The organism is Nocardia sp. NPDC050713 (genome assembly GCF_040654315.1).
Classification (GTDB): domain Bacteria; phylum Actinomycetota; class Actinomycetes; order Mycobacteriales; family Mycobacteriaceae; genus Nocardia.
In genome coordinates this window covers 121242-142832 of sequence record NZ_JBFAHS010000011.1, presented here as the reverse complement: position 1 = coordinate 142832, position 21591 = coordinate 121242, and the positions used below count along the sequence as shown (strand labels likewise).

The 21591-nt window shown below is 70.0% G+C and carries 21 protein-coding genes and 1 pseudogene; 14 read left to right on the top strand and 8 right to left on the bottom strand.

Translation table 11 applies throughout. The annotated features are described in order from the left end of the window. The first annotated feature begins 32 nt into the window (after window positions 1-32). From AB0H49_RS21035 to AB0H49_RS21015, 5 genes and pseudogenes are all read left to right on the top strand, one after another. A complete protein-coding gene (locus AB0H49_RS21035) occupies window positions 33-1028 on the top strand; it encodes a phosphatidate cytidylyltransferase (RefSeq protein WP_354999352.1) in 996 nt (331 codons plus the stop codon). A 69-nt stretch (window positions 1029-1097) separates the two neighbouring features. Next, entirely contained in the window at window positions 1098-1451 is a 354-nt protein-coding gene (locus AB0H49_RS21030; protein WP_354999353.1) for a lipopolysaccharide assembly protein LapA domain-containing protein, read from the top strand. Window positions 1452-1546: 95 nt separating this feature from the next. Next, window positions 1547-1711, top strand: a pseudogene (locus tag AB0H49_RS21025) (alpha/beta hydrolase); the annotation flags it as partial. Between the two features lie 119 nt (window positions 1712-1830). Beyond that, window positions 1831-2940 carry a 23S rRNA (adenine(2503)-C(2))-methyltransferase RlmN gene (rlmN, locus tag AB0H49_RS21020; protein WP_253808489.1) on the top strand — a complete coding sequence of 370 codons (1110 nt, stop codon included), beginning with the start codon at window positions 1831-1833 and terminating at the stop codon, window positions 2938-2940. Between the two features lie 16 nt (window positions 2941-2956). Beyond that, a complete protein-coding gene (locus tag AB0H49_RS21015; RefSeq protein WP_357253703.1) occupies window positions 2957-4621 on the top strand; it encodes a protein kinase in 1665 nt (554 codons plus the stop codon). Window positions 4622-4844: 223 nt separating this feature from the next. On the opposite strand, the gene AB0H49_RS21010 is transcribed toward AB0H49_RS21015, so the two are convergent. Beyond that, a complete protein-coding gene (locus AB0H49_RS21010) occupies window positions 4845-5270 on the bottom strand; it encodes a DUF5997 family protein (protein WP_354999355.1) in 426 nt (141 codons plus the stop codon). An 85-nt stretch (window positions 5271-5355) separates the two neighbouring features. On the opposite strand from AB0H49_RS21010, the gene AB0H49_RS21005 reads away from it, so the two are divergent. Further along, window positions 5356-6312 (top strand): LysR substrate-binding domain-containing protein, encoded by a 957-nt coding sequence (locus AB0H49_RS21005; protein ID WP_357253700.1) that lies wholly within the window; start codon window positions 5356-5358, stop codon window positions 6310-6312. Window positions 6313-6318: 6 nt separating this feature from the next. On the opposite strand, the gene AB0H49_RS21000 is transcribed toward AB0H49_RS21005, so the two are convergent. Both AB0H49_RS21000 and AB0H49_RS20995 read right to left on the bottom strand, forming a co-directional pair. After that, on the bottom strand, window positions 6319-7260 hold the full coding sequence (locus tag AB0H49_RS21000; RefSeq protein ID WP_357253698.1) for a dihydrodipicolinate synthase family protein: 942 nt from the start codon (window positions 7258-7260) through the stop codon (window positions 6319-6321). Window positions 7261-7379: 119 nt separating this feature from the next. After that, window positions 7380-7649 carry a DUF2631 domain-containing protein gene (locus tag AB0H49_RS20995; protein ID WP_354999358.1) on the bottom strand — a complete coding sequence of 90 codons (270 nt, stop codon included), beginning with the start codon at window positions 7647-7649 and terminating at the stop codon, window positions 7380-7382. Window positions 7650-7801: 152 nt separating this feature from the next. Between AB0H49_RS20995 and dxr the strand changes: the two genes are divergently transcribed. The 5 genes from dxr (at window position 7802) to AB0H49_RS20970 (ending at window position 14518) form a co-directional block, all read left to right on the top strand. Continuing rightward, on the top strand, window positions 7802-8941 hold the full coding sequence (dxr, locus tag AB0H49_RS20990) for a 1-deoxy-D-xylulose-5-phosphate reductoisomerase (protein ID WP_357253696.1): 1140 nt from the start codon (window positions 7802-7804) through the stop codon (window positions 8939-8941). A 229-nt stretch (window positions 8942-9170) separates the two neighbouring features. Beyond that, complete coding sequence (locus tag AB0H49_RS20985) at window positions 9171-10367, top strand: M50 family metallopeptidase (protein WP_354999360.1); 1197 nt, start codon at window positions 9171-9173, stop codon at window positions 10365-10367. A gap of 164 nt (window positions 10368-10531) precedes the next feature. Then, window positions 10532-11689 (top strand): flavodoxin-dependent (E)-4-hydroxy-3-methylbut-2-enyl-diphosphate synthase, encoded by a 1158-nt coding sequence (gene ispG, locus AB0H49_RS20980; protein WP_141809548.1) that lies wholly within the window; start codon window positions 10532-10534, stop codon window positions 11687-11689. Between the two features lie 69 nt (window positions 11690-11758). Next, window positions 11759-12622 carry a GNAT family N-acetyltransferase gene (locus AB0H49_RS20975; protein WP_354999361.1) on the top strand — a complete coding sequence of 288 codons (864 nt, stop codon included), beginning with the start codon at window positions 11759-11761 and terminating at the stop codon, window positions 12620-12622. A gap of 108 nt (window positions 12623-12730) precedes the next feature. Continuing rightward, window positions 12731-14518, top strand: coding sequence for a penicillin-binding transpeptidase domain-containing protein (locus AB0H49_RS20970; protein WP_357253693.1), 1788 nt, complete (start codon window positions 12731-12733; stop codon window positions 14516-14518). A gap of 70 nt (window positions 14519-14588) precedes the next feature. Here AB0H49_RS20970 and AB0H49_RS20965 read toward each other — a convergent pair whose 3' ends face one another. Both AB0H49_RS20965 and AB0H49_RS20960 read right to left on the bottom strand, forming a co-directional pair. Then, window positions 14589-14930: a peptidoglycan-binding domain-containing protein gene (locus tag AB0H49_RS20965; protein ID WP_357253692.1), complete on the bottom strand. Its 342-nt coding sequence runs from the start codon at window positions 14928-14930 to the stop codon at window positions 14589-14591. Window positions 14931-15035: 105 nt separating this feature from the next. Further along, window positions 15036-16172 (bottom strand): BTAD domain-containing putative transcriptional regulator, encoded by a 1137-nt coding sequence (locus tag AB0H49_RS20960; RefSeq protein WP_357253690.1) that lies wholly within the window; start codon window positions 16170-16172, stop codon window positions 15036-15038. A gap of 233 nt (window positions 16173-16405) precedes the next feature. On the opposite strand from AB0H49_RS20960, the gene AB0H49_RS20955 reads away from it, so the two are divergent. Then, on the top strand, window positions 16406-17722 hold the full coding sequence (locus tag AB0H49_RS20955; protein WP_354999365.1) for a serine/threonine-protein kinase: 1317 nt from the start codon (window positions 16406-16408) through the stop codon (window positions 17720-17722). A gap of 4 nt (window positions 17723-17726) precedes the next feature. Here AB0H49_RS20955 and AB0H49_RS20950 read toward each other — a convergent pair whose 3' ends face one another. Continuing rightward, the gene (locus AB0H49_RS20950; protein WP_354999366.1) at window positions 17727-18224 is read right to left on the bottom strand and encodes a peroxynitrite isomerase; all 498 of its coding nucleotides are present in this window, start codon (window positions 18222-18224) and stop codon (window positions 17727-17729) included. A 153-nt stretch (window positions 18225-18377) separates the two neighbouring features. Between AB0H49_RS20950 and AB0H49_RS20945 the strand changes: the two genes are divergently transcribed. Beyond that, window positions 18378-18971 (top strand): AAA family ATPase, encoded by a 594-nt coding sequence (locus tag AB0H49_RS20945; protein ID WP_357253839.1) that lies wholly within the window; start codon window positions 18378-18380, stop codon window positions 18969-18971. 137 nt (window positions 18972-19108) lie between these two features. Next, complete coding sequence (locus AB0H49_RS20940) at window positions 19109-19543, top strand: DUF4254 domain-containing protein (protein ID WP_354999367.1); 435 nt, start codon at window positions 19109-19111, stop codon at window positions 19541-19543. Window positions 19544-19550: 7 nt separating this feature from the next. On the opposite strand, the gene AB0H49_RS20935 is transcribed toward AB0H49_RS20940, so the two are convergent. Beyond that, window positions 19551-20042 (bottom strand): hypothetical protein, encoded by a 492-nt coding sequence (locus AB0H49_RS20935; RefSeq protein WP_354999368.1) that lies wholly within the window; start codon window positions 20040-20042, stop codon window positions 19551-19553. Between the two features lie 143 nt (window positions 20043-20185). Further along, complete coding sequence (locus tag AB0H49_RS20930) at window positions 20186-21577, bottom strand: APC family permease (protein WP_354999369.1); 1392 nt, start codon at window positions 21575-21577, stop codon at window positions 20186-20188. Window positions 21578-21591: the final 14 nt, after the last annotated feature.

Below are 21591 nucleotides of genomic sequence, written 5' to 3'. Positions count from 1 at the left end.
GGCCCGCACGGGCGGGGGACGAGGAACAACGAGTGAGCGACGGGACAATCGTGGCCGACAATGCCGCCGCAACGGGTGCGGCCGAGGAGCCGACGCCGGGGAGCGGCACCCCCGCAGACACCCAGAGCCATTCGGGTGACTTCACGGCCGGACAGTTCCCCGAGCATTCCGTTCCCGCCGAGTCCGTTGCCCCGGCGCCCGCCGCCGCGACGTCGCGAGCGGGCCGCAACCTACCCGCCGCACTCGCGGTCGGTCTCGGTCTCGGCCTCTCGCTCATCGCGATCCTGCTGTTCGCGCCGCTGGTGTTCATCCCGGTCGCCGCGGCCGGTGTCGGCGTGGCCACCTGGGAGGTCGCCAAGCGGCTACGCGAGGCCGACGTGCTCGTCCCGCGGATCCCGCTGATCGTCGGCGGGCAGGCGGTGTTCTGGCTCGGCTGGCCGTGGGGCGCGAGCGGTGTCGCCGGCGCGTTCGCGGCCACCGCGCTGACCTGCATGGTGTGGCGGCTGTTCGACCACGGTCTGCGGACCGCGCCGCGGAACTTCCTGCGTGACACGGCGATCGCGGTCTTCACCCTCGCCTGGGTCCCGCTGCTCGCGTCCTTCGCGACGCTGCTGCTGTTGGAGCCCGACGGCAACCTGCGGGTGCTCACCTTCATGATCCTGGTGGTCTGCTCCGACGTGGGCGGCTATGTGGCGGGCGTGCTGTTCGGCAAGCATCCGATGGTGCCGTCGATCAGTCCGAAGAAGTCCTGGGAGGGTTTCGGCGGTTCGCTGGTGTTCAGCGTCATCGGCGGCCTGCTGACGGTCACCCTGCTGCTGGACGCCAATTCGATGATCGGCGTGGTGCTCGGTGTCGGGTTGGTTCTGGTCGCGACCGTCGGTGATCTGATCGAATCGCAGATCAAGCGGGAGCTCGGCATCAAGGACATGGGCACCCTGCTGCCCGGGCACGGTGGCATCATGGACCGGCTCGACTCGATGCTGCCGTCCGCGTTCGTCTCCTGGCTGGTGCTGAGCACGCTGCTCTGACTGCCCGGTCCCCGCGCGACATGCCGCCAAATCCCGGCGACCGCGATAGCGATCGTCCATGATCGAGGCATGTCCACGAATGCCGAGCACGAGCCCGAGGCGAGCCGGCGCGACAAGCCGGCCGTCCCGCCGACCACGCCTCCGCCGCCCGCGACCAGACCTCCCATGACGGGCGCCAAACCCTCGATCTCCTCGCGGACCGGCTACGCCTGGGTGGGGCTCGTGACCGGCACGCTGATCATGATTTTGCTGCTCATCTTCATCCTGCAGAATCTGCAGACCGTCGAAGTCAGCATGTTCTTCTGGAACTTCCACCTCCCTCTCGGCGTCGCCGTCCTGCTCTCGGTGATCCTCGGGGCCCTGGTGATGGCGCTGGTCGGCGGCATGCGCATCATGCAGCTGCGGCGCGCCGCCAAGCGCTGAGTCCTCAGACCGATGCGGATCCGTCGCCGTTCTGGCGAGCGCCGGATCAGCGCCAGCGCAGTGGGGGAGACCCGAACTTGCGTTGAAAGGCTCGCGACGCGGGGGAGACCCCAGGGCAGATCAGTCAGGAACTGCCGCCCGCGGCCTCCGACAGCATCGCGCCGGACTCCGACGGTTACCTGTGGATCAGGCAGGACAAGTTCCAGGAGAGCTTCGCCCAGGACCTCTCCGACGACGAGGCTCTGGTCATGGCCGTCAGTGCGCGACCTCGGGTTGTCCTGAGCCGAGTGTCCGGAACGGCGCGGGGCGGTTGTGTCCTCGCGCACTGTTTCGGCCTGAGCATTCGAGCGCCAGGGGCGGATGAGAGACTGGAAGAACTATGACCGCCTCCCTGCCCCTGGTTTTCGACGCTCCGCGCCGTGGCATGCCGCCGCGGCATCTCGCCGATCTCGATGCCGAGGGGCGGCGTGCCGCGGTCGAGGAGCTGGGCCTGCCCAAGTTCCGCGCCGATCAGATCGCGCGGCAGTACTTCGGGCGGTTGCAGGCCGATCCCGAGCTGATGACCGATCTGCCCGCCGCGGTGCGGGAGAAGGTCGGCTCGGCGTTGTTCCCGCCGCTGCTCTCGGTGGTCAAGCACGTCGCCTGCGACGACGGGCAGACCCGCAAGACACTGTGGCGGGCCGGTGACGGCACCCTGCTGGAGAGCGTGCTCATGCGCTACGCCGACCGCAACACCCTGTGCATCTCCAGCCAGGCGGGTTGCGGCATGGCCTGTCCGTTCTGCGCGACCGGTCAGGGCGGGCTGAACCGCAACCTGTCCACCGCCGAGATCGTCGACCAGGTGCGCGCCGCCGCGGCCGCGCTGCGCGACGGCGAGGTGGCGGGCGGCGAGGGCAGGCTGTCGAACATCGTCTTCATGGGCATGGGCGAGCCGCTGGCCAACTACAAGCGGGTGGTCGCCGCGGTGCGCCGCATCACCTCGCCCGCGCCGGACGGCCTCGGCATCTCGCAGCGCAACGTCGTGGTCTCGACCGTCGGTTTGGCGCCCGCCATCCGCAAGCTGGCCGACGAAGGTCTCTCGGTGACGCTGGCCGTCTCGCTGCACACGCCCGACGACGAACTGCGTGACACCTTGGTGCCGGTGAACAACCGCTGGCCGGTGGCCGAGGTGCTGGACGCGGCGCGCTATTACGCCGACACGACCGGCCGTCGCGTCTCGGTCGAGTACGCGCTCATCCGCGACATCAATGATCAGCCGTGGCGCGCCGACATGCTCGGCGCCAAACTGCACAAAGCGCTGGGCTCGCGCGTGCACGTCAACGTCATCCCGCTCAACCCGACCCCGGGCAGCAAGTGGGACGCCAGCCCGAAACCGGTCGAGCAAGAGTTCGTCCGCCGGGTCAACGCCCAGGGCGTGCCCTGCACCGTCCGTGACACCCGCGGCCAGGAGATCGCCGCCGCCTGCGGGCAGCTGGCCGCGGAGAACTGAATTTCGAGGGGGGCCGTTGCTGCAGCCAGGTGACGTATTCGCCGGATATGCCATCGAACGACTGCTGGGGCAGGGTGGTATGGGCGCGGTGTATCTGGCCGCGCACCCGCGGCTGCCCCGCCGTACCGCGCTCAAGCTGCTGAATCGGGAGCTGTTCTCCGACGCGGAGATTCGCGCGCGGTTCGAGCGGGAGGCCGACCTGGTCGCGCAGCTGGACCATCCCAACATCGTGACCGTCTTCGACCGCGGCATCGAGGACGAGCAGCTGTGGATCTCCATGCAGTTCATCGACGGCGCCGACGCGTCCTCGGTGGATCCCGGCACCCTGCCGCCGCAGCGCGCCGCCCAGATCGTCGGCGAGACCGCGCTTGCGCTGGACTACGCGCACCGCATGGGCGTGCTGCACCGCGACGTCAAACCCGCGAACATCCTGCTCTCCCGCTCGGCCGGGCAGGAGCGGGTGCTGCTCACCGATTTCGGCATCGCGCGTCCCCGCGAGGACACCAGGCAGCTCACCCAGACCGGCACCTTCACCGCGACTCTCGCGTACGCCGCGCCGGAACAGCTGACGGGCGCGCCGCTCGATCACCGCACCGACCAGTACTCGCTGGCCTGCACGCTGTACTGGTTGTTGTCCGGCGCCGTGCCGTTCGATTCGCCGCAGGCCGTCGCGGTGATCCAGGGACATCTGAAGCAGCCGCCCCCGCCGCTGAGTTCGGTGCGTCCGGGTCTGCCGCCCGCGTTGGACGCGGTGCTCGATCGCGCGCTCGCCAAACGACCCGCGGATCGGTTCGACTCCTGCGCGGAGTTCGCCGCGGCCGTGCAGCAGGCGTTGCGTGGACCGCTGAGCGCGCCGCACGCCGTCGCGCAGCCGAGGCCGCATCCGCAGCGGTCGGCGCCGAATCCGATGCCGGTGGCGCATCCACAGAGTTCGGCGCTTAACCCGGTGCCGGTGGCTCATCCGCCGCGCTACGCCCAGCCCGCGCCGCCCGGTCCGCACTATGCGAACGGCGTTGTGCCGCAGGGCTATCCGCCGGGTTACGGCGGTGTCCCTGCCGGGTACCGACCGCCTGTTCCGCCCCGGCGTCGCGGATCGGGGGCGAAGGTGCTCACGGTGATTCTGGGCTTGGTGTTCACGTTGGTCACCGGGTGTGGCGCCTTCGTGTTGACCGACGACTCGACCTGGGTCTCGCAGATAACCGGACGCTCGAAGGGACACAAGGACCTCTCCGAGATGTCGGCGGCGTTTCCCGGAATGCTGCCGAGCGGCAACCGCGACACCGGTAAGGGCTACAACGGGGCCTCGTGCCGTCCGGCCTCCGAATGGAAGGACTGGCGCGCCGAGAAGGGCGACGAATCGGCCTTCGACAATTGGCAGGCGCGCTGGGAGTGTCTGCTGGAGGGCGGCGCGAAGCTCGCGTACAGGTTCTACGCCTTCCCGAGCGCAGAGGCGGCGCGTCGGGCGGTGACCACTTTCAAGTCGCGGGCGAAGCCCGAAGGCCGCAGCGCCGAAGGCACCAGGACCGACGAACGTTTCCGCTACAACGACGGCTACGGCGAGACGGCACTGGTCCTGTCGACCTTCTCCGACCCGTCCCGCGACCGCTGGGTTCTCACCTTCCACGGACCCACGCGGTTCGATGACACACTCTCGGCGAAGGTCCGCGACGCGCCACTCTGACACGCACGTCGCCTCCGCTGCGGTCCTGCGCGGTCGAGCGTCCGACGGCACCTACGTCCGGGAGAACATGTCGCTGCGGGCCCGTGGCGACTCGCTAGCCGTGGATGTCCCCGACCCGATCGACATCACCATCAGCTGGAATCAGCTCGATCTCGGCCTGGACCGAGTGTCCGCCCCGGCCCGCTCGATGGCGATGACAGCGAGGGCACGAGCGGCGCGGCTTTCAGGCTCCGGTGCCGAAGCGGTTCTTGGCCGGGCGGTTGGTCGTGGCGCGGCGTTCGGCTTCCTTCGCTTTGACGCGCTCGTTCTCGCGGAGGACGGCTTGGTAGTTCTCGCGTTCGCGGGTCAGCCATTCCGGAGGGTCGGCGAGGAGGGCGGTGATCTCGTCCGCGGTGAGGGCGTCGGAGACGCCGCCGCGGGCCAGGCCGCTGTTGGAGATGCCGAGTTTGCGTGCGGTGATGTCGCGCGGGAAGGGGCCGGTGCGGCGCAGTTCGGTGAGCCACTCCGGGGGATCGGTGCGCAGCCGGTCGAGGTCGGCGCGGGAGATCGGCGAGTTCCGGAACTCCTCCGGCGCGGCGGGGAGGTAGATGCCGAGCTTGTCGGCCGCGGTCAGCGGCTTCATCATCTGCGGTTTCTTGTCCGGGCTCACCGGGACAGCCTAGTCGACCGCCGGAGCGCCCTCGTCGTCACGGCGACCGTCCGACCCGCGCACGCCGTGCAATACCCTTGGTCGAATGAGTCAGGTGGAGTCGATCGACGTCGAGCGGTTGCGCTGGTTCGTCGCGGTGGCCGAGGAGCTGCATTTCGCGCGGGCGGCCAAGAGCCTCGGCATCGCGCGTCAGCGGCTCAGCCGGACGGTCATCGACCTGGAGACCGAACTCGGCACGAAGCTGTTCGTCCCCGGCGCCCAGCCGACGCAGCTCACCGACGAGGGACGCGAGCTGCTCGCCGCCGCCCGCGAGGTCATCGCGCGTCGGGAAGTGGCCGAGCCGGAGCCGGAGGTCTCAGCCGAGCTGCGGGTGGGTTTCGTGCCCGGCGTCACGGTGTCGAAGTGGGAGCGGATCTGGGGTGAGCGTTTTCCCGAGATCCCGCTGCGAACGATTCCGCTCGCCGCCGCCGACCAGCTGACCGCCCTGCGGGAGGGCCGGGTCGACATGTGCTTCGTGCGCCTGCCCATCGACCGCGCAGGGCTCAGCGCGATTCCGCTGTACCGGGAGGCGCCGGTCGTCGTGGTGCCCAAGGAACACCCGATCTCGCTGTTCACCGAGGTCACGGCGGCGGACCTGGCCGACGAGCGCATGCAGGACGCCTCGGACATCGACGCGGCGTCGGTCATCCTCGAAATGGTCGCCGCCGGAGTCGGACTCGCCATCGTCCCGCACTCCATCGCGCGCCTGCACGCCCGCCGCGACCTGGTCTACCGCACCGTCATCGAGCACCCCGACACCGAGATCGCTCTGGCCTGGCCAACGGCCGAAACCACCGAGCTGGTGGAGGAATTCGTCGGCGTGGTGCGCGGCCGCTCCGAACGCAGCTCGCGTTCCCCGTCGACCCGCGCCGAGCAGCGTCCGAAGCAGGCGGTCGCGAAAAAGCCCGCGCCACAGCGGCAATCGACCGGGAAGAGCGCGCCCGCGGCGCGTGGCGCCCGGTCCGCGGGCGCCAAGAAGCCCGGCAAGCGGCGCGGTCGCTGATCCGCGTCACGGCGTGCCCTCGTGGACGCGCGGCAGGATCTGGTCTCGCAGGTACGCGCGGATCTCGGCGATCGCGGCGTCGCCCGCGGTCAGCAGGGGGCTGCGGACAGCAGACGGGAACCCGGGAATACGTTCGGCGAGAGCGGCTTTCACGAACGCGATATCGCTGAGTCCGGAATCGTGGCGCAGTGCCCGGCATTCGTCGAACACCGCCTGCCATCGCGCGGCGGAGTCGACGTCACCGTCACGCACGGCGGCGGCGATGCGAACGGGTAGTTCGGGCACCGGATTCCCGCCGCCGGAGACGATGCCGTGCACGCCGAGTTCGCGGATCCGGGCGGCCGCGCCGTCGCTGCCCACCAGGACCGTCGAACCGGTCGCGGCGTAGGCCCTGGTGACCTCGAGGTCGCCACCGGAGTCCTTGATTCCGGCGAGCATCGGATACTCGGCGGCGAGCGCGGCGAGCAGCGCCGGGGAGATCGGGGTCTGGGTGTGGCGCGGGAAGTTGTACAGCAGCATCGGCAGTTCGGTGCGGGTCAGCAGCGCACCGAAGAACTCGCGGACACCGGCCTCCGGCGGATCGGCGAAGAAATAGGGTGCGATCGCGGCGACGGCGTCGGCGTGGTGCTTCGCGTGGTCGAGCAGTTCGAGCGCGTCGCCGTAGGCGGTGGCGCCGATGTGCGCGATCAGATGCCCCGACCAGTGCTCGCGGGCATGTTCGAGGACCGACTTGCGTTCGGCGACAGTGAGACTGGCGAACTCGCCGGTCGTGCCGTTGACGAGGATCGCGGGAACGCCGGAGCTGTGCAGGAAGCCGAGATACTCGCCCAGCGCTCCGGTATCGATGGCGCCGTCACGGGCGAACGGCGTGACCGTGGCGAGGATGGGATTGGGCTCGACCGCGCCGGGCCACCGTGGTGCGGACTGCGCTGGCTCTCCAACTGTCATCTGCGGCGCTCCTCCACATCGACGCCCGGCAGGACAACGGCCGCGCTCCCGGTGTGAATCGAGATGCGCGGCCACGAAGTATCGAGCCTCCAGCCGGGTCGGCCACCCGGGGCCGAGGCTTAGCGGGGCTTACGCCGCAGGATCGAGTCGCGCACCAGGATGACCACGATGAGCGCGGCGAAGCCGACCAGGTAGATGTCCTCGACCAGGCCCTTGTGGTTGCCGATGATCATGGCGAGCAGGATGAACGCGACGATCCAACCGGCGATGCGGAAGGTGCGGCGCGACTCGCCGCTCCAGCCCCACTCCGCGGAGGGGACCTCGGCGGTGTCCACGTGAGTGACGACGGCGCGCTCGTTGTTGGCGGGTTCGATGTCCGTGGCGGCCACGATCGCTCCTCAGGTGGTTCGGGTACCGAACTTCCGGTACGCACTCTTGGGCTACTGGTCGATATCGTGACATACGACGCCGCGTCGTTGGTAGTCGGCCCGCGTTCGACGCGCACGACGAGACCCCGTGCGCGGTAGGACACAATGACTGGGTGTCCGACATCGTGAGAGTCCTGCTGCTCGGCAGCACCGGATCCATTGGTACCCAGGCGCTCGAAGTGATCGCCGCCAACCCCGACAAGTTCGAGGTGGTCGGATTGGCCGCGCGCGGCGGCAATACCGAGCTGTTCGCCGCGCAGATGGCGGCCACCGGGACCCGCAATGTCGCCGTCGCCGACCCGGCCGCCGCCGCGGCGCTGGACATTCCGCTGGCCGGTCCGGCGGCAGTGACCGAACTGGTGCGCCGCACCGAGGCCGACGTGGTGCTCAACGCGCTGGTCGGCTCGCTCGGCCTGGAACCGACCCTGGCCACCCTGGAGTCGGGCACCCGCCTCGCGCTGGCCAACAAGGAGTCGCTCGTCGCGGGCGGTTCGCTGGTGACCCGCGCCGCCGCGCCCGGCCAGATCGTGCCGGTGGACTCGGAGCATTCGGCGCTGGCGCAGTGCCTGCGCGGCGGCCGCGCCGAGGAGGTGGACCGGCTCGTGCTGACCGCGTCGGGCGGGCCGTTCCGCGGCTGGACCGCCGAGATGCTCGAATCCGTCAGCCCCGCCGAGGCGAAGGCCCACCCGACCTGGTCCATGGGCCTGATGAACACGCTGAATTCGGCTTCGCTGGTCAACAAGGGCCTCGAGCTGATCGAGACGCACCTGCTGTTCGGCATCCCCTACGACCGCATCGACGTCACCGTGCACCCGCAGTCGATCGTGCACTCGATGGTGACTTTCACCGACGGCTCCACGCTGGCGCAGGCCAGTCCGCCGGACATGAAGCTGCCCATCGCGCTGGCCCTCGGCTGGCCGGATCGGGTGCCCGGCGCCGCGACCCCGTGTGATTTCGGGACCGCGGCCACCTGGACCTTCGAGCCGGTCGACAGCGAGGTGTTCCCCGCGGTCGAACTGGCCAGGCAGGCGGGCACCGCGGGCGGCAGCGTGACCGCGGTCTACAACGCGGCCAACGAGATCGCGGTGCAGGCTTTCCTCGACGGTCTCATCGGCTTCCCGGCGATCGTGCGGACGGTGGCCAGCGCGGTGGAGGCGGCCGACCAGTGGCGGACCGAGCCGCAGAGCCTGGCCGAGGTGCTCGCCGCCGACAGTTGGGCGCGCGACTACGCCCGGCGTGTCGTCGGAGCCTGAACAACCGGTATCCGGCGCGTCCGGCCGCGCGCTGGCAGACTGAGGCGTACGGATCGGGGATGGACTACGTCCGGCGGCATCCATGCGGCATACCCGCGTGCTGGCCCGCGCGGGCTTGGTACGGCCTCGGTCCGGCCGCGTCCATTACTGTGGTCGGGGTGCTCGCGGCCGCGCCGGCGCGTGCGCGGGATGTCTACGAGCTGCGCAACGCAGGAGGGCTGGAGAGCAAATGGTGTTCGCCATGGGGTTCGTGCTGTTCGCGCTCGGCATCCTCATCTCGGTCGCCCTGCACGAATGCGGACACATGTGGGCGGCCCAGGCCACCGGCATGAAGGTGCGCCGCTACTTCGTCGGCTTCGGCCCGACCCTGTGGTCCTTCCATCGTGGCGAGACCGAATACGGCGTCAAGGCCATCCCGCTCGGCGGCTTCTGCGATATCGCGGGCATGACGGCACTGGACGAGGTGCGGCCCGAGGACCTCGACCGCGCCATGTACCGCCAGGCGACTTGGAAGCGGCTCGTGGTCATGGTGGGCGGTATCGCCATGAACTTCGTGCTCGGCTTCCTGCTGATCGTGGTGCTCGCCGTCGGATGGGGTCTGCCGCGGCTGGACGAGCCGGCCCCGACGGTGGGAACCCTGAGCTGTGTCGCGGACGCCAATCCGGACGGGACGCTGCAACAGTGCACCGGCCCGGGCCCCGCCCAGCAGGGCGGACTCCAGCCCGGCGACACCATCACCGCAGTGAACGGCGTCGCGGTCGGCACCTGGGCGGAGTTCACCGAGCAGACCCGCAAGCAGCAGGGCCCGATCACCTACACCGTGGACCGCGCCGGAGAGCGGGTGCAGGTGACGGTCGCCCCGCAGCCGGTGACGCGCTACACCAAGGACGGCGCGAAGACCGAGGTCAGCGCGGTCGGCGTCACCCTGGACGTGCCGCCGATCGAGAAGTACAACATCGTCACGGCCATTCCCGCCGCGACCACCTTCACCGGCGACCTGTTCGTGCGCACCTTCCAGTCGCTGATGCAGATGCCCGCCAAGGTCGCGGCGCTGTGGGACGCGGTCACCGGCGGCGCGCGCGATCCGGAGACCCCGGTCAGCATCTACGGCGCGAGCCGCATCGGCGGCGAGAGCGCCCAGGCGGGCCTGTGGCAGGTGTTCGTGCTGATGCTGGCCAGCCTGAACTTCTTCCTGGGCGCGTTCAACATCCTGCCGCTGCTGCCGCTGGACGGCGGTCACATCGCAGTGGTGATCTACGAGAAGATCCGCAACACCATTCGCGGCTGGCGCGGTCTGGCGCCCGGCGGTCCGGTCGACTACCTCAAGTTGTTGCCGGCGACGTACGTCGCCGTGGCGCTCGGCGGCGCGTACATGGTGCTGACGCTGGCCGCCGACATCGTCAACCCGATCCGGCTGTTTCCCTGAGTTCCCTCGAGTTCTCCCGTCCGGGGTAACCTGTCGCGGGCAATAGCGGGACAACTCGATGTCATGCCGTGTCACGGGCGTCACAGGGTGGTGGTCCACCGCGCGCCGCTAAGCTCGGTAGGCGAACGGCCCGCAGCACACGTACGGAAAGTAGGCAGCCGAAAGTGACCAGCACAATCGGACTGGGAATGCCCGCCGCACCCGCGGCCGTTCTCGCGCCCCGGCGCAAGACCCGTCAGCTCATGGTCGGCGGGGTCGGCGTGGGCAGCGACCACCCGATTTCGGTGCAGTCGATGACCACCACCAAGACCCACGACGTCAACGCGACCCTGCAGCAGATCGCCGAGCTCACCGCCTCGGGCTGCGACATCGTCCGGGTCGCCTGTCCCCGCCAGGAGGACGCCGACGCGCTGGCGACCATTGCCCGCAAGTCGCAGATCCCGGTCATCGCCGACATCCACTTCCAGCCCCGCTACATCTTCGCCGCCATCGATGCGGGCTGCGCCGCGGTGCGCGTGAACCCGGGCAACATCAAGGAGTTCGACGGCCGGGTCAAGGAGGTCGCGAAGGCCGCGGGCGCCGCTGGCATTCCGATCCGCATCGGCGTGAACGCCGGTTCGCTGGACAAGCGGATGATGGAGAAGTACGGCAAGGCCACCCCCGAGGCGCTGGTGGAGTCGGCGCTGTGGGAGGCGAGCCTGTTCGAGGAGCACGGCTTCGGCGACATCAAGATCTCGGTCAAGCACAACGACCCGGTGATCATGGTCGAGGCCTACCGGCAGCTGGCCGCGCAGTGCGACTACCCGCTGCACCTCGGTGTGACCGAGGCAGGTCCGGCGTTCCAGGGCACGATCAAGTCCGCCGTCGCGTTCGGCGCGCTGCTGAGCGAGGGCATCGGCGACACCATCCGGGTCTCGCTGTCCGCGCCGCCCGCCGAGGAGGTCAAGGTCGGCGGGCAGATCCTGCAGTCGCTGAATTTGCGTCCGCGCAAGCTCGAGATCGTCTCCTGCCCGTCCTGCGGTCGCGCCCAGGTGGACGTCTACACGCTGGCCAACGAGGTGACCGCCGGTCTGGAGGGCATGGAGGTGCCGCTGCGGGTCGCGGTGATGGGCTGCGTCGTGAACGGCCCCGGTGAGGCGCGCGAAGCGGATCTCGGTGTCGCCTCGGGCAACGGCAAGGGGCAGATCTTCGTCAAGGGCGAGGTCGTCAAGACCGTGCCGGAGGCGCAGATCGTGGAGACCCTGATCGAGGAGGCCATGCGCATCGCCGAGGAGATGGGCGAGAGCGCGGGCGCGGGGGAGCCGGTCGTCACCGTCGGCTGAGACCCGTCGCGACCTGCGGGTTTCGGATACCCGTACCGCATCGGCCGCGTTCGTGGCAGGCTGTCGATTGTGCGGAGTCTGCTGGAGCCGACGCGAAGAGCGAAGTTCGCCCCCGCGCGTCAGCTCGCCAACCGGGATCTGGCGCAGGTCCTGCGAGTGCTCGACAGCGATCCGGTCGCCTCGTGCATGATCGCGGCCCGATTGCAGGAATACGGGCTGGACGCCAGGGGCGGGCACGGTGAGCTGTGGAGCCGCGGCGGCCCCGCCGAATCCCTTTGCTTCTCCGGAGCGAACCTGGTGCCGCTGCGCGGCGACAACGACGCCTTGCGTGCTTTCGCCGACCGCGCGACGCGCTGGCCGCGGATCTGCTCCTCGGTGGTCGGCCGCCAGGAACTCGCGCTGCCGCTGTGGGAGATGCTGAGCGACAGCTGGGGCCCGGAGCGGGAACTGCGCGGCACCCAACCGCTGCTCGCGCTCGGCCAGCCCGCATTGGCCACGGCCGACCCGCAAGTGCGCAGGGCGCGACCGGACGAGCTGGACCGCTACCTCAACGCGGCGATCGCCATGTTCATCGAGGAGGTCGGCGTCGATCCGAGAGCGGGCGACGGCGGTCGCGGCTATCGGCGCCGCATCCAGAACCTCATCGAATCCGGCCGTGCCTGGGCGCGTTTCGAGGACGGCGAGGTGGTCTTCAAGGCCGAGGTCGGGTCGATGTCCCGGCGCACCGGACAGATCCAGGGCGTGTGGGTGCATCCGGACCGGCGCGGCAAAGGCGTCGGCACCAGCGGGACCGCGGCGGTGGCCAACGCGGTGGTGGCCTCCGGGCGCACCGCGAGCTTGTACGTGAACGACTTCAACACGGTGGCCCGCCGCGCCTATGGCCGCGTCGGATTCCGTCAGATCGCGACATTCGCCACCGTCCTGTTGGACTGAACGGCTCACGGTCCCGGTGAGCGGGGCCGGAAACCACCCCGCCTCGATCGGCCGAGAAACGGTGCGCCGCAGGCAATTGCCGGTAATTGGCCAGTACCATCGGCAGCGATGCCGACACGCATGTTGATTCCGCTGGCCGTCGCGGTGCTCGCCGCCGCGGCTGCGGGCTGCTCGGCCGGTCCGCAGGGCCCGGCGCCCGCCGCCGACGCCTTTGTCGCCGCCTTCGCCGAGAACGATCTCACCGCGGCCGCCGAACTCACCAGCCAGCCCGAGAAGGCCACCGCCGCACTGACTTCCGCGTGGCAGAACCTACAGGCGGAGGAACTGACCGCACGCACGGGCGCGGCCCGCGTCACCGGTGACACAGCGACCGTCGATTACACCTACGAGTGGCGGCTGCCGAAGAACCGCACCTGGACCTATACCGGCCAGCTGCAGATGGGCCGCACCGGCGGTCGCTGGATGGTGCGGTGGACGTCCTCGAACATCCACCCCGAACTCGGCGACACCCAGACCATGGAGCTGCGCGCGAACCCGGCCCCGCGCGCCAGGGTGAACGAGCAGTCCGGTAGTGATGTCCTGGTGCCGGGCAAGGTCTCCCGCGTCGCCTTCACCGCGGCCGACGCCGCCGATCCCGCCGCGGTGGCGACCGCGCTGTCGCGAGCACTGCTGCGTTTCGACGAGCGCCTCACCCCCGAGACCATCCTGAAGGCGGCGCGGAACATCAACGGCGCCTACACCGTCCTGCTGCTGACCGAGGTCGAATACAACCAAGTCGGCTCCGAACTCATCGGGCTGCCCGGTGTGACGCTGACCCAGGAGTGGGACATGGTGCCCACCGACCGCGCCTTCGCCCCCGATCTGATGACGCAGGTGCGCCAGACGGTGATCGCCGAGGTGGACGGCAAGTCGGGCTGGAGCGTGGTCACCATGAACACCCACGGCGCCGACACCGCCGTGCTCACCGAGGTGCCCGCGCAACCGGCGCCGTCGTTCGCGCTGAGCATCGACCGCTACGTGCAGAACGCCGCCCAGCGCGCCGTCGACCTGCGCACCGAGCAGACCATGATGGTCGTGCTGCGCCCGTCGACCGGCGCGATCCTCGCGGTCGCGCAGAACGAGGAGGCGGACCGGGACGGGCCGATGGCCACCATCGGCCAGTATCCGCCCGGCTCGGTGTTCAAGACGGTGACCGCCGCCGCGGCCATGGCCGAGGGCCTCGCCACGCCCGACACCGTGCTGCCCTGTCCGAGCAGTATCGTCATCGGCGAGCGCACCATCCCCAACTACAACCATTTCACCGTCGGCAACGTCCCGATGGCCACCGCCTACGAACGGTCCTGCAACACTTCCTTCGCCAAGCTCGCCAGCCAGCTGCCCGCCGACGCGCTGGCGACGACCGCCGCGAAACTCGGAGTGGGCCAGGACTATTCGGTGGTCGGGCTGCCCACCGCGTCCGGATCGGTGCCGCCGGCCGACGATCTGGTGCAGCGCACCGAGGACGGGATCGGTCAGGGCAAAGTGGTGGTCAGCCCGTTCGGCATGGCGGTGATGGCGGCGACCATCGCGCACGGCTCGGCGCCCGTGCCGTACCTGATCGCCGGGCGGCCCACCGTAGTCGAGGGAGAGCGGCCCGCGATCGCGGCGGAGGTGATCGAGGGATTGCGCGCGATGATGCGCAAGGTGGTCACCGGCGGCACCGCCGAACGCATCGCCGATCAGGGCGAGGTGTACGGCAAGACGGGCGAGGCCGAGGTCGACGGCGGGTCGCACTCGTGGTTCGTGGGGTACCGCGGTGATATGGCCTTCGCGACGTTGCTGGTCAAGGGCGGCAGCTCGGACAACGCGGTGGCGGTGACCCGAGATATGTTCGCCGCGTTGCCGACTGGGTACTGACGGCGGCCACCCGGCGTGCCCGACGACGCCGGGCCGCTGGGCAGCACGCGCCGGTGCGACGCCCGTGAGATCAGTAGAAGTACAACGCCGTCCACGTGTCCGGTCCGACCACGCCATCGATCTTCAGGCCGTGCGCGGACTGGAACTTCTCGACGGCCTGCCGGGTGTCCGGCCCGAAGGCGCCGTCGATCTTCACCGGGTAACCGTGCATGTGCAGCAGACACTGTGCCTGCCGGACGGCGTCGCCGCTGCTTCCGTAACTGATGGTCGGGTGCGAGTCGCTGTACCCGCAGCCCTTGGCGCGCTCGGCGGGATCGCTGTCCTTCGGGGCCGGGGCGGCCCACGCGGGCGCGGTCGCGGTCAGCAGACCGGCGGCGAGGGCGATGGCGGCGATCAGGGTACGAAAAGTCATGGGAACCATCCATTGTCGAGTGCTACTGGACGGGAGCGGTGCTCCCGATCAGCAAGCTATGGCCCTCGACTTCGGCGAATCTCGAGACTTTCTGCAATCGCCTGGTCAGGCCGGTGGCGCGGGTTCCTCGTTGGCCCCGTATCGCAGCCGCGTCGAGCCGACCCGGATGACGTCGCCGTCCGTGAGCGCGGTGTCGGCGCGGATCGGCACCTCGTTGACGTAGACACCGTTGGCCGAATCCCGGTCCCTGATGAAGATCCCGTCGTCGCGGTGCAGAATCCGCGCGTGCTTGCGGCTGACCCGCGCGTCATCGAGCACGATGTCGTTGTCGGATTCGCGGCCGATCCGCAGGCCCGAGGGCGGCACCGGAATCCGCTCCCCGTCGCCGACGCGTAGCCAGGCCAGGCGACGGATGTTCGGCAGGTCGCGCGTGGTGGCGGTCCGGGTGGACGGCGCCTCCGACAGTACCCGATGGTTGCGCACCGCGTCCTCCAGCTCCACCGTCTCCGGCTGCGGATCGGCGCCGAGCTCGTGAACCAGGTTGCGGCGCAATCGGAGACAGGCGGCCAGCGCGTCGGCCTGCCGTCCGGACACATACAGCGCCTTGATCAGCAGCCGCCATACCCGTTCGTCCACGGCGCGCTCGGCGGTTGTCGCGGTCAGCTCGCCGATCACCGCGCTCGCGCGCCCGTCGGCGATATCGGCGGCGATTCGGTCGACGAGCACGTCGTGTCTGCGCTCGGTCATATCGGTCGCGAAGTTGGCGGCGAAGCCGAGTTCGTCGAGACCGGTCAGCGGAGCGCCGCTCCACTCGTCCAGGGCTGCCGCGAAACACGCTGCGGCCATGCGGGAGTCGCCATCTCGGGCGGCCGCCGCGCCACGGGCGCGCGCCACTTCGAAGCGGCCGACGTCGCACTGGTCGTCGGTGATGTCGAGAAGATATCCCGCGTCGACGGTGCGCAGGACGTCGCGATCCTGAATTCCGGCTCCGCGAAAGACGGTACGCAGATTCGAGACGTACGCGTAGAGACCGTCCATGGCGCGCGGTGGTGGATCGTCGCCCCAGACCGCCTCGAGCAAGGCGGTTTTCGGGACCGCCCTGCGTCGGTTGACGACGAGCACGGCCAGCAGCGCGCGCGGCTTCGCGCCGGACAGCGCGATGTGGTGGCCGTCGACCAGCAGCCGGACCGGCCCGAGTATTCGCACGTCGACCGAGGGCGGATCGGAACCGGCGCTGGCCACGGCACATCCCTCCCAACTACACTGCGCGCCAAGTCGTCTCGCGATGCGAAGGCGACGGTGAGTGGATTCAGCATACGCATCGCCCGCGGTCGGCGGCGGACCCTCGCGGAGCGAAACCGCTTCGCGGGCAACGGGCCTTTCCGCGCGATTGCTGGGCAGATCGGCACGGGTGCGGGCAGCACGGGTGGACCGCCGATCCCACGGACGCGGTGGCACAGGGAGGTGCACGGAGGGTGGTCGCTTCGGAATTGGTGCCGGGCTCGGTGTTCGCGGGTCATCTGATCGAACGACGGCTCGGTTCCGGCGGAATGGGCACGGTGTATCTCGCCAAGCACCCGACGCTGCCCATGCGGGTGGCGCTGAAGGTGGTCGGCGCGGATCGCGCCGACACCGAGTACGCCGCGCTGTTCCGTCGTGAGGCGCGGCTGGCGGCCGGTCTCGACCATCCGAACATCGTGGACGTCAAGGACTTCGGCGAGGAAGACGGCAGGCTGTGGATGTCCATGCGCTACGTGCCCGGCGGCGACCTCGCGGCGCTGATCCGCGCCCACCGCTCGGGCGTCGAGTTCGGCCGGGCGGTGCACATCGTGGCCGAGGCGGCCAAGGCCCTCGACTACGCGCACGAACACCATGTCGTGCACCGGGACGTGAAGCCCGCGAACATCTTCGTCACCCCCGGCGACGCGGGCGCGGACCGGGTGCTGGTCGGGGATTTCGGCATCGCGCGCCGGACGGACCCCGCCGCCACCCAGACCGACACCGGTGTCCGAGCGTTCACCGAGTCCTACGCCCCGCCGGAACAGCGCACCGGCGGACGCGTCGACCGGCGCGCGGACGTCTACGCGCTGGGCATCACATGCTACGAACTGCTGACCGGCCGATTGCCCGCCGCGATGATCGCCGATCCGCTGCCGGAAGGCGTCGGCGCGGTGCTGGCCAAAGCCACGAGGGACGTTCCGGACGAACGGTACGAGTCGTGCGGCGAGCTGGCCGCGGCGCTGGCCGGGGCGACGCGTGCCGAACCGAAGCGTGGCTTCGGAACTCGCAGGAGGGTGGCGGCGTTTGGGGGCGTGGCCGCGGCACTCGTCGGCGCTGCCGTGTTCTTGTCGGTGCGTGCGGATTCCGGCTCCAGGGCGCTGCCCGAGCCGACGGGCACGACGGGCTTGTCTCCGCGCTGCTACTTCACCACCGAGGCGCCCAGCGGCGACGGATACCACGTCGTGCTGCCGACCACGAACGACGGCGGACGCCGCTGCATCCTGTCCTACGTCGACTCCCATCCCGGCGGTCCCGAGGCGCCGCGCGCCGCGCCGATCGAGGGCGTACGCGCCCTCCAAGACGCGCTGCGCCGGTGTTACCAGCGGGATCTGTCGGACGCCGACGGCTTCTACGGCACCGCGACGGGCCTGGCCGTGCTGTACGCGCAGGACCTGCACGGCATCGACAAGGACGGCGTGTTCGGGCCGCAGACCTCGGGCGCGATGCGCTGGCCGCGCTATCGCGACGCGGGCGGCGAGTTCGAGTCCTGCGTGGCGGTCGGGCCGCCGTGACGGGTCAGGCGCGGTGCAGGGTCGCGGCCAGGTGGTGGGTCAAAGGTTCGCCGACCGCGGCCATCCGCAGCGTGTAGTCGATGGTGTCGCCCGCGACACGGAACGACCGGCCCAGCGCCGTCACCAACTTCGCCGTGCTGCTGCGGCCGATGCTGGTGGAGTCGAACTCCATGCGCACCTCACCGTCGGTGATGGTGAGCTCGCCCTCACAGATCTCGGTGACGCCGGTCGGGTGGGCGAGGATCAGCTCGACGTGGTCGGGCCGCGGGCAGCGCAGATAGCCGGTCTCGGCGTGCATCGACCTGCTGCCGTCGGCCGCGCGGGTGCGCTGACGGTAGGTGAGGAACGGGCGGCCCAGATGGCCGAACCGTATCTCCTCCAGGTAGTCGAACGGTTCGATGGTCGGGTATTCACCGTGCCCGCCGCCGCGCCAGGTGCCGAGCAACGAGGCGAGCGGTGCGATATCGGGATGAGGAGCGACGGACGGTAGGGGTTCGACCACGGCGGACAGCCTAGACCCGTGTTCGCCGCCTCGCTCCCCGAGTCCCGAAATTGCACCGACCTGGGCTCCGGGACGCCGGGCCGAGGGGCGCACCGCGGCCGCGCGCGCTTGCCACCCCCGCCCCGTCCCGGGTGCGTAACCTCGGACCGTGTGATGGAGACAGACTCGCTCGGCCACGCGGTACGACGCCCGCGGCTGGTCGTCGTCAGCGGCCCGCCCGGCTCGGGGAAGACGACCTTGGCGCACGCGCTCGGCCGAACCGTCGGCTGGCCGGTGATCAGTCGGGACGAGATCAAGCAGGGGATGGCGGACGCCGATCCCACGTTCGAGCCCGCACCGGAGGACGAGCTCGCGCTGCGTACCCTCGACACCTTCTTCGAGGTGCTCGCCGTGTTGGCGCGCGCGGGCGTCGACACAGTGGCCGAGGCGGCTTTCCAAGATCGCCTGTGGCGGCCCGGGCTCGAGCCGCTGGTCGAGCTGGCCGATCTCCGGTTCCTGCACTGCGTCGTGGACCGGGACGTCGCGGTGGATCGCATCGCCCGCCGCAGGCGCGACGAGCCGCTGCGGCGCGTGCATTCCGCGCCCGGCGAACCGGATCCGGCGGCGCTCGGTGCCCGGCACGACGCGTTCCAGCGGGTGCGGCTGGACGCGCCCGCCCTCGAAGTGGACACGACAGGCGGATACCGACCGGGGCTCGACGAGATCGCCGCCTTCGCAAAGGATGCGCGGATCATCGATATCTGTTGAAGCGCCGCGGGATTCGGCTGCGGGGTGGTACACCTCTGATAGGCCTGGCACGCGCGGGCAGGGCGGGCGGACCGCTTGTCCGCTTCCCCGCCGCGGCGCGGCTCCGGAATCATGGTGGCGCGGGGAGGCGGTGCGATGTGACGACCGACAACTGGATGGTGCCGGGCAAGGAGCAGCTGGTCGCGGCCTGCCGCGGGTTTCCGCACGACGATCACCCGATGCTGGAGGCGGCGGGCGAGCTGGCGCAACTGCACGCGCTGCGGGAGCGCACGCCGGCCCGCGAGGTGGCGAAGCTGGACCGGCGGCGCGACCAGCTGGTCCGGGCCATCGACCGGTGGATGACGCTGGCGACGCCGGTGCCGGGCGGCGCCGCACACGCGCACAGCGAGACCGTCGGGCGGATGGTGGACCGGCTCGCGCAGCTCACCACCCAGGCCTGCGTCCCGCTGGCGGCGGCGCCGGACCCGGTCTTCTACGAGGCGTGGGTGCAGGTCGTCGAACTCGCCGACGTCTACCAGGATCTGGTGGACGCGCTGCAAGCGGGAACGCGCCGGGTGCCGGACGGTGTCTAGGCCCTGTCTAGCGCCCGCGACCGAAGAGCCGGAATCCGCGCCCGCGCCGCTGCGGCAGCGTCGCGTACACCATCGTCATATCGGCGAACACCTCCGCCTCCTGCTCGCGCTCCGCGCCGAATTCGTTGCGCCCCAGCACATGCTGCGCCGCCATCGAGGGCAGCAGCGCGGCGAGCTTCGGCGACAGCGGCGGGGCGTCCTCGGAGTCGTCCCTGCCGTGGCCGAGCAGCATGTGCCCGATCTCGTGCAGGATGATGTGATCGGCATTGCGCTCGGTGGCCTCGGCGTCGTACACGATGATGTCGTCGTGTTTGCGGGCGACCCACAGACCTTTGCCGCGACAACCGTTTTCGGCGAGCATCTCGGCCGGCACCGGTCGCAGCGAGATGGAGCGCCCGCGGTGCGCGGCCACCTCGGCCAGGTAGGCGTTGAGGTTCCACGGACTGGGCAGCGGCACCGTCCGGTGAGCGTCGCCGAAACGGGCTTCCATGCTGGTCATCGGCGCTCACTCTACCGACACCGCCGCGCCGCGTCATCCCGGTGATCGGTCACATGGGTGCCGTGATCGATTGCGGCCGACCGGGTTCCGCACACCTCGCTGGCGCGGCTACCTGCGCGAACAGCGGTGTTCTCGGTCGCGGATCAGGCTTCCGGAGTCGGCGCCGCGGTCTTCGGCGGAGTGCCCCGCTGGGAGCGGATCGCCAGCTGGTTCAGCAGCCACAGCGCGATGCCGATGGCGAGCAGCACGCCCGCGATCAGGTACTGATCGGGGTTGCGGTCGGTGAACGGCGTGACGAGGAACCCGCAGGACAGCGCCCCGACAACGGGGAGGAAGGTCGGCGTGCGGAAATGTTTGTGCTCGACCGGATCCCGCCGCAGTACCAGCACCGCGACGTTCACCACCGTGAACACCGCGAGCAGCAGCAACGCGGTGGTGCCGCCGAGTTCGGGCACCTCGCCGACGAACGCGATCAGGCCGAGCGCCAGCAGCGTGGTGAAGACGATCGCGACCTGCGGCGTCCGCCGCCGGGCGTGCACCCGGCCGAATGCGCGCGGCACGACGGCTTGCCGCGCCATGCCGTAGAGCAGCCTGCTCGCCATCAGCATGTTGATCAGCGCCGAGTTGGCCACGGCGAACATGGTGATGAACGCGAAGACGTGCGTCGGGAATCCGGGCGCGCCGACCTCGACCACCTTCAGCAGCGGGGTGTCGCCCTCACCGAGTTGCTCGGTGGGCACCAGCGCGACCGAGGTGATCGAGACGAGCACGTAGATCGTTCCGGTGACGAGCAGTCCGGTCAGCAGCACCTTGGGGAAGATCCGGTTCGGTTCCTTGCACTCCTCGGCCATGTTCACCGAGTCCTCGAAACCCACCATCGCGTAGAAGGCCAGCGTGGTCGCCACGATCACGCCGCCCAGCGCGCTGCGGTCGCCGGTCTCGAATTCGGTGATGCGCCCGAAATCGCCGTTGCCGAAGCCGAGCGCCCACAGCCCGATCGCGATGACGATCAGCAGGCCGGTCAGCTCCACGCAGGTGAGCAGCACGTTCACCTTGACGCCCTCGCTGACGCCGCGCAGGTTGATGGCCGCGATCACGGCCATGAACGCCAGCGCGACGGCGGTGATCGCGATGCCGGTGCCGACTTCGAAGTCGAAGGCCTCGGCGAAGTTCGCCGCGAACGCGCGCGAGGCAGTGGCCGCCGAGGTGATGCCGGAGCTCAGCACCGCGAAGGCGACCATGAAGGTGAAGAAGTGGATGCCGAACGCCTTGTGCGTGTACAGCGCCGCCCCCGCGGCGTGCGGGTACTTGGTGACCAGCTCGAGGTAGCTGAATCCGGTGACCAGCGCGACGAGGAACGCGACGACGAACGGCGCCCACACCGCGCCGCCCACCTCGGCGGCGACTCGCCCGGTGAGCGCGTAGATGCCGGTGCCGAGAATGTCGCCGACGATGAACAACAGCAGCAGTCCCGGCCCCATCACCCGATGCAGACTGGGTTCGGGCGTGGCTGGTTCGGCGGACACGTCGGCCATCGGAGACTCCTGTG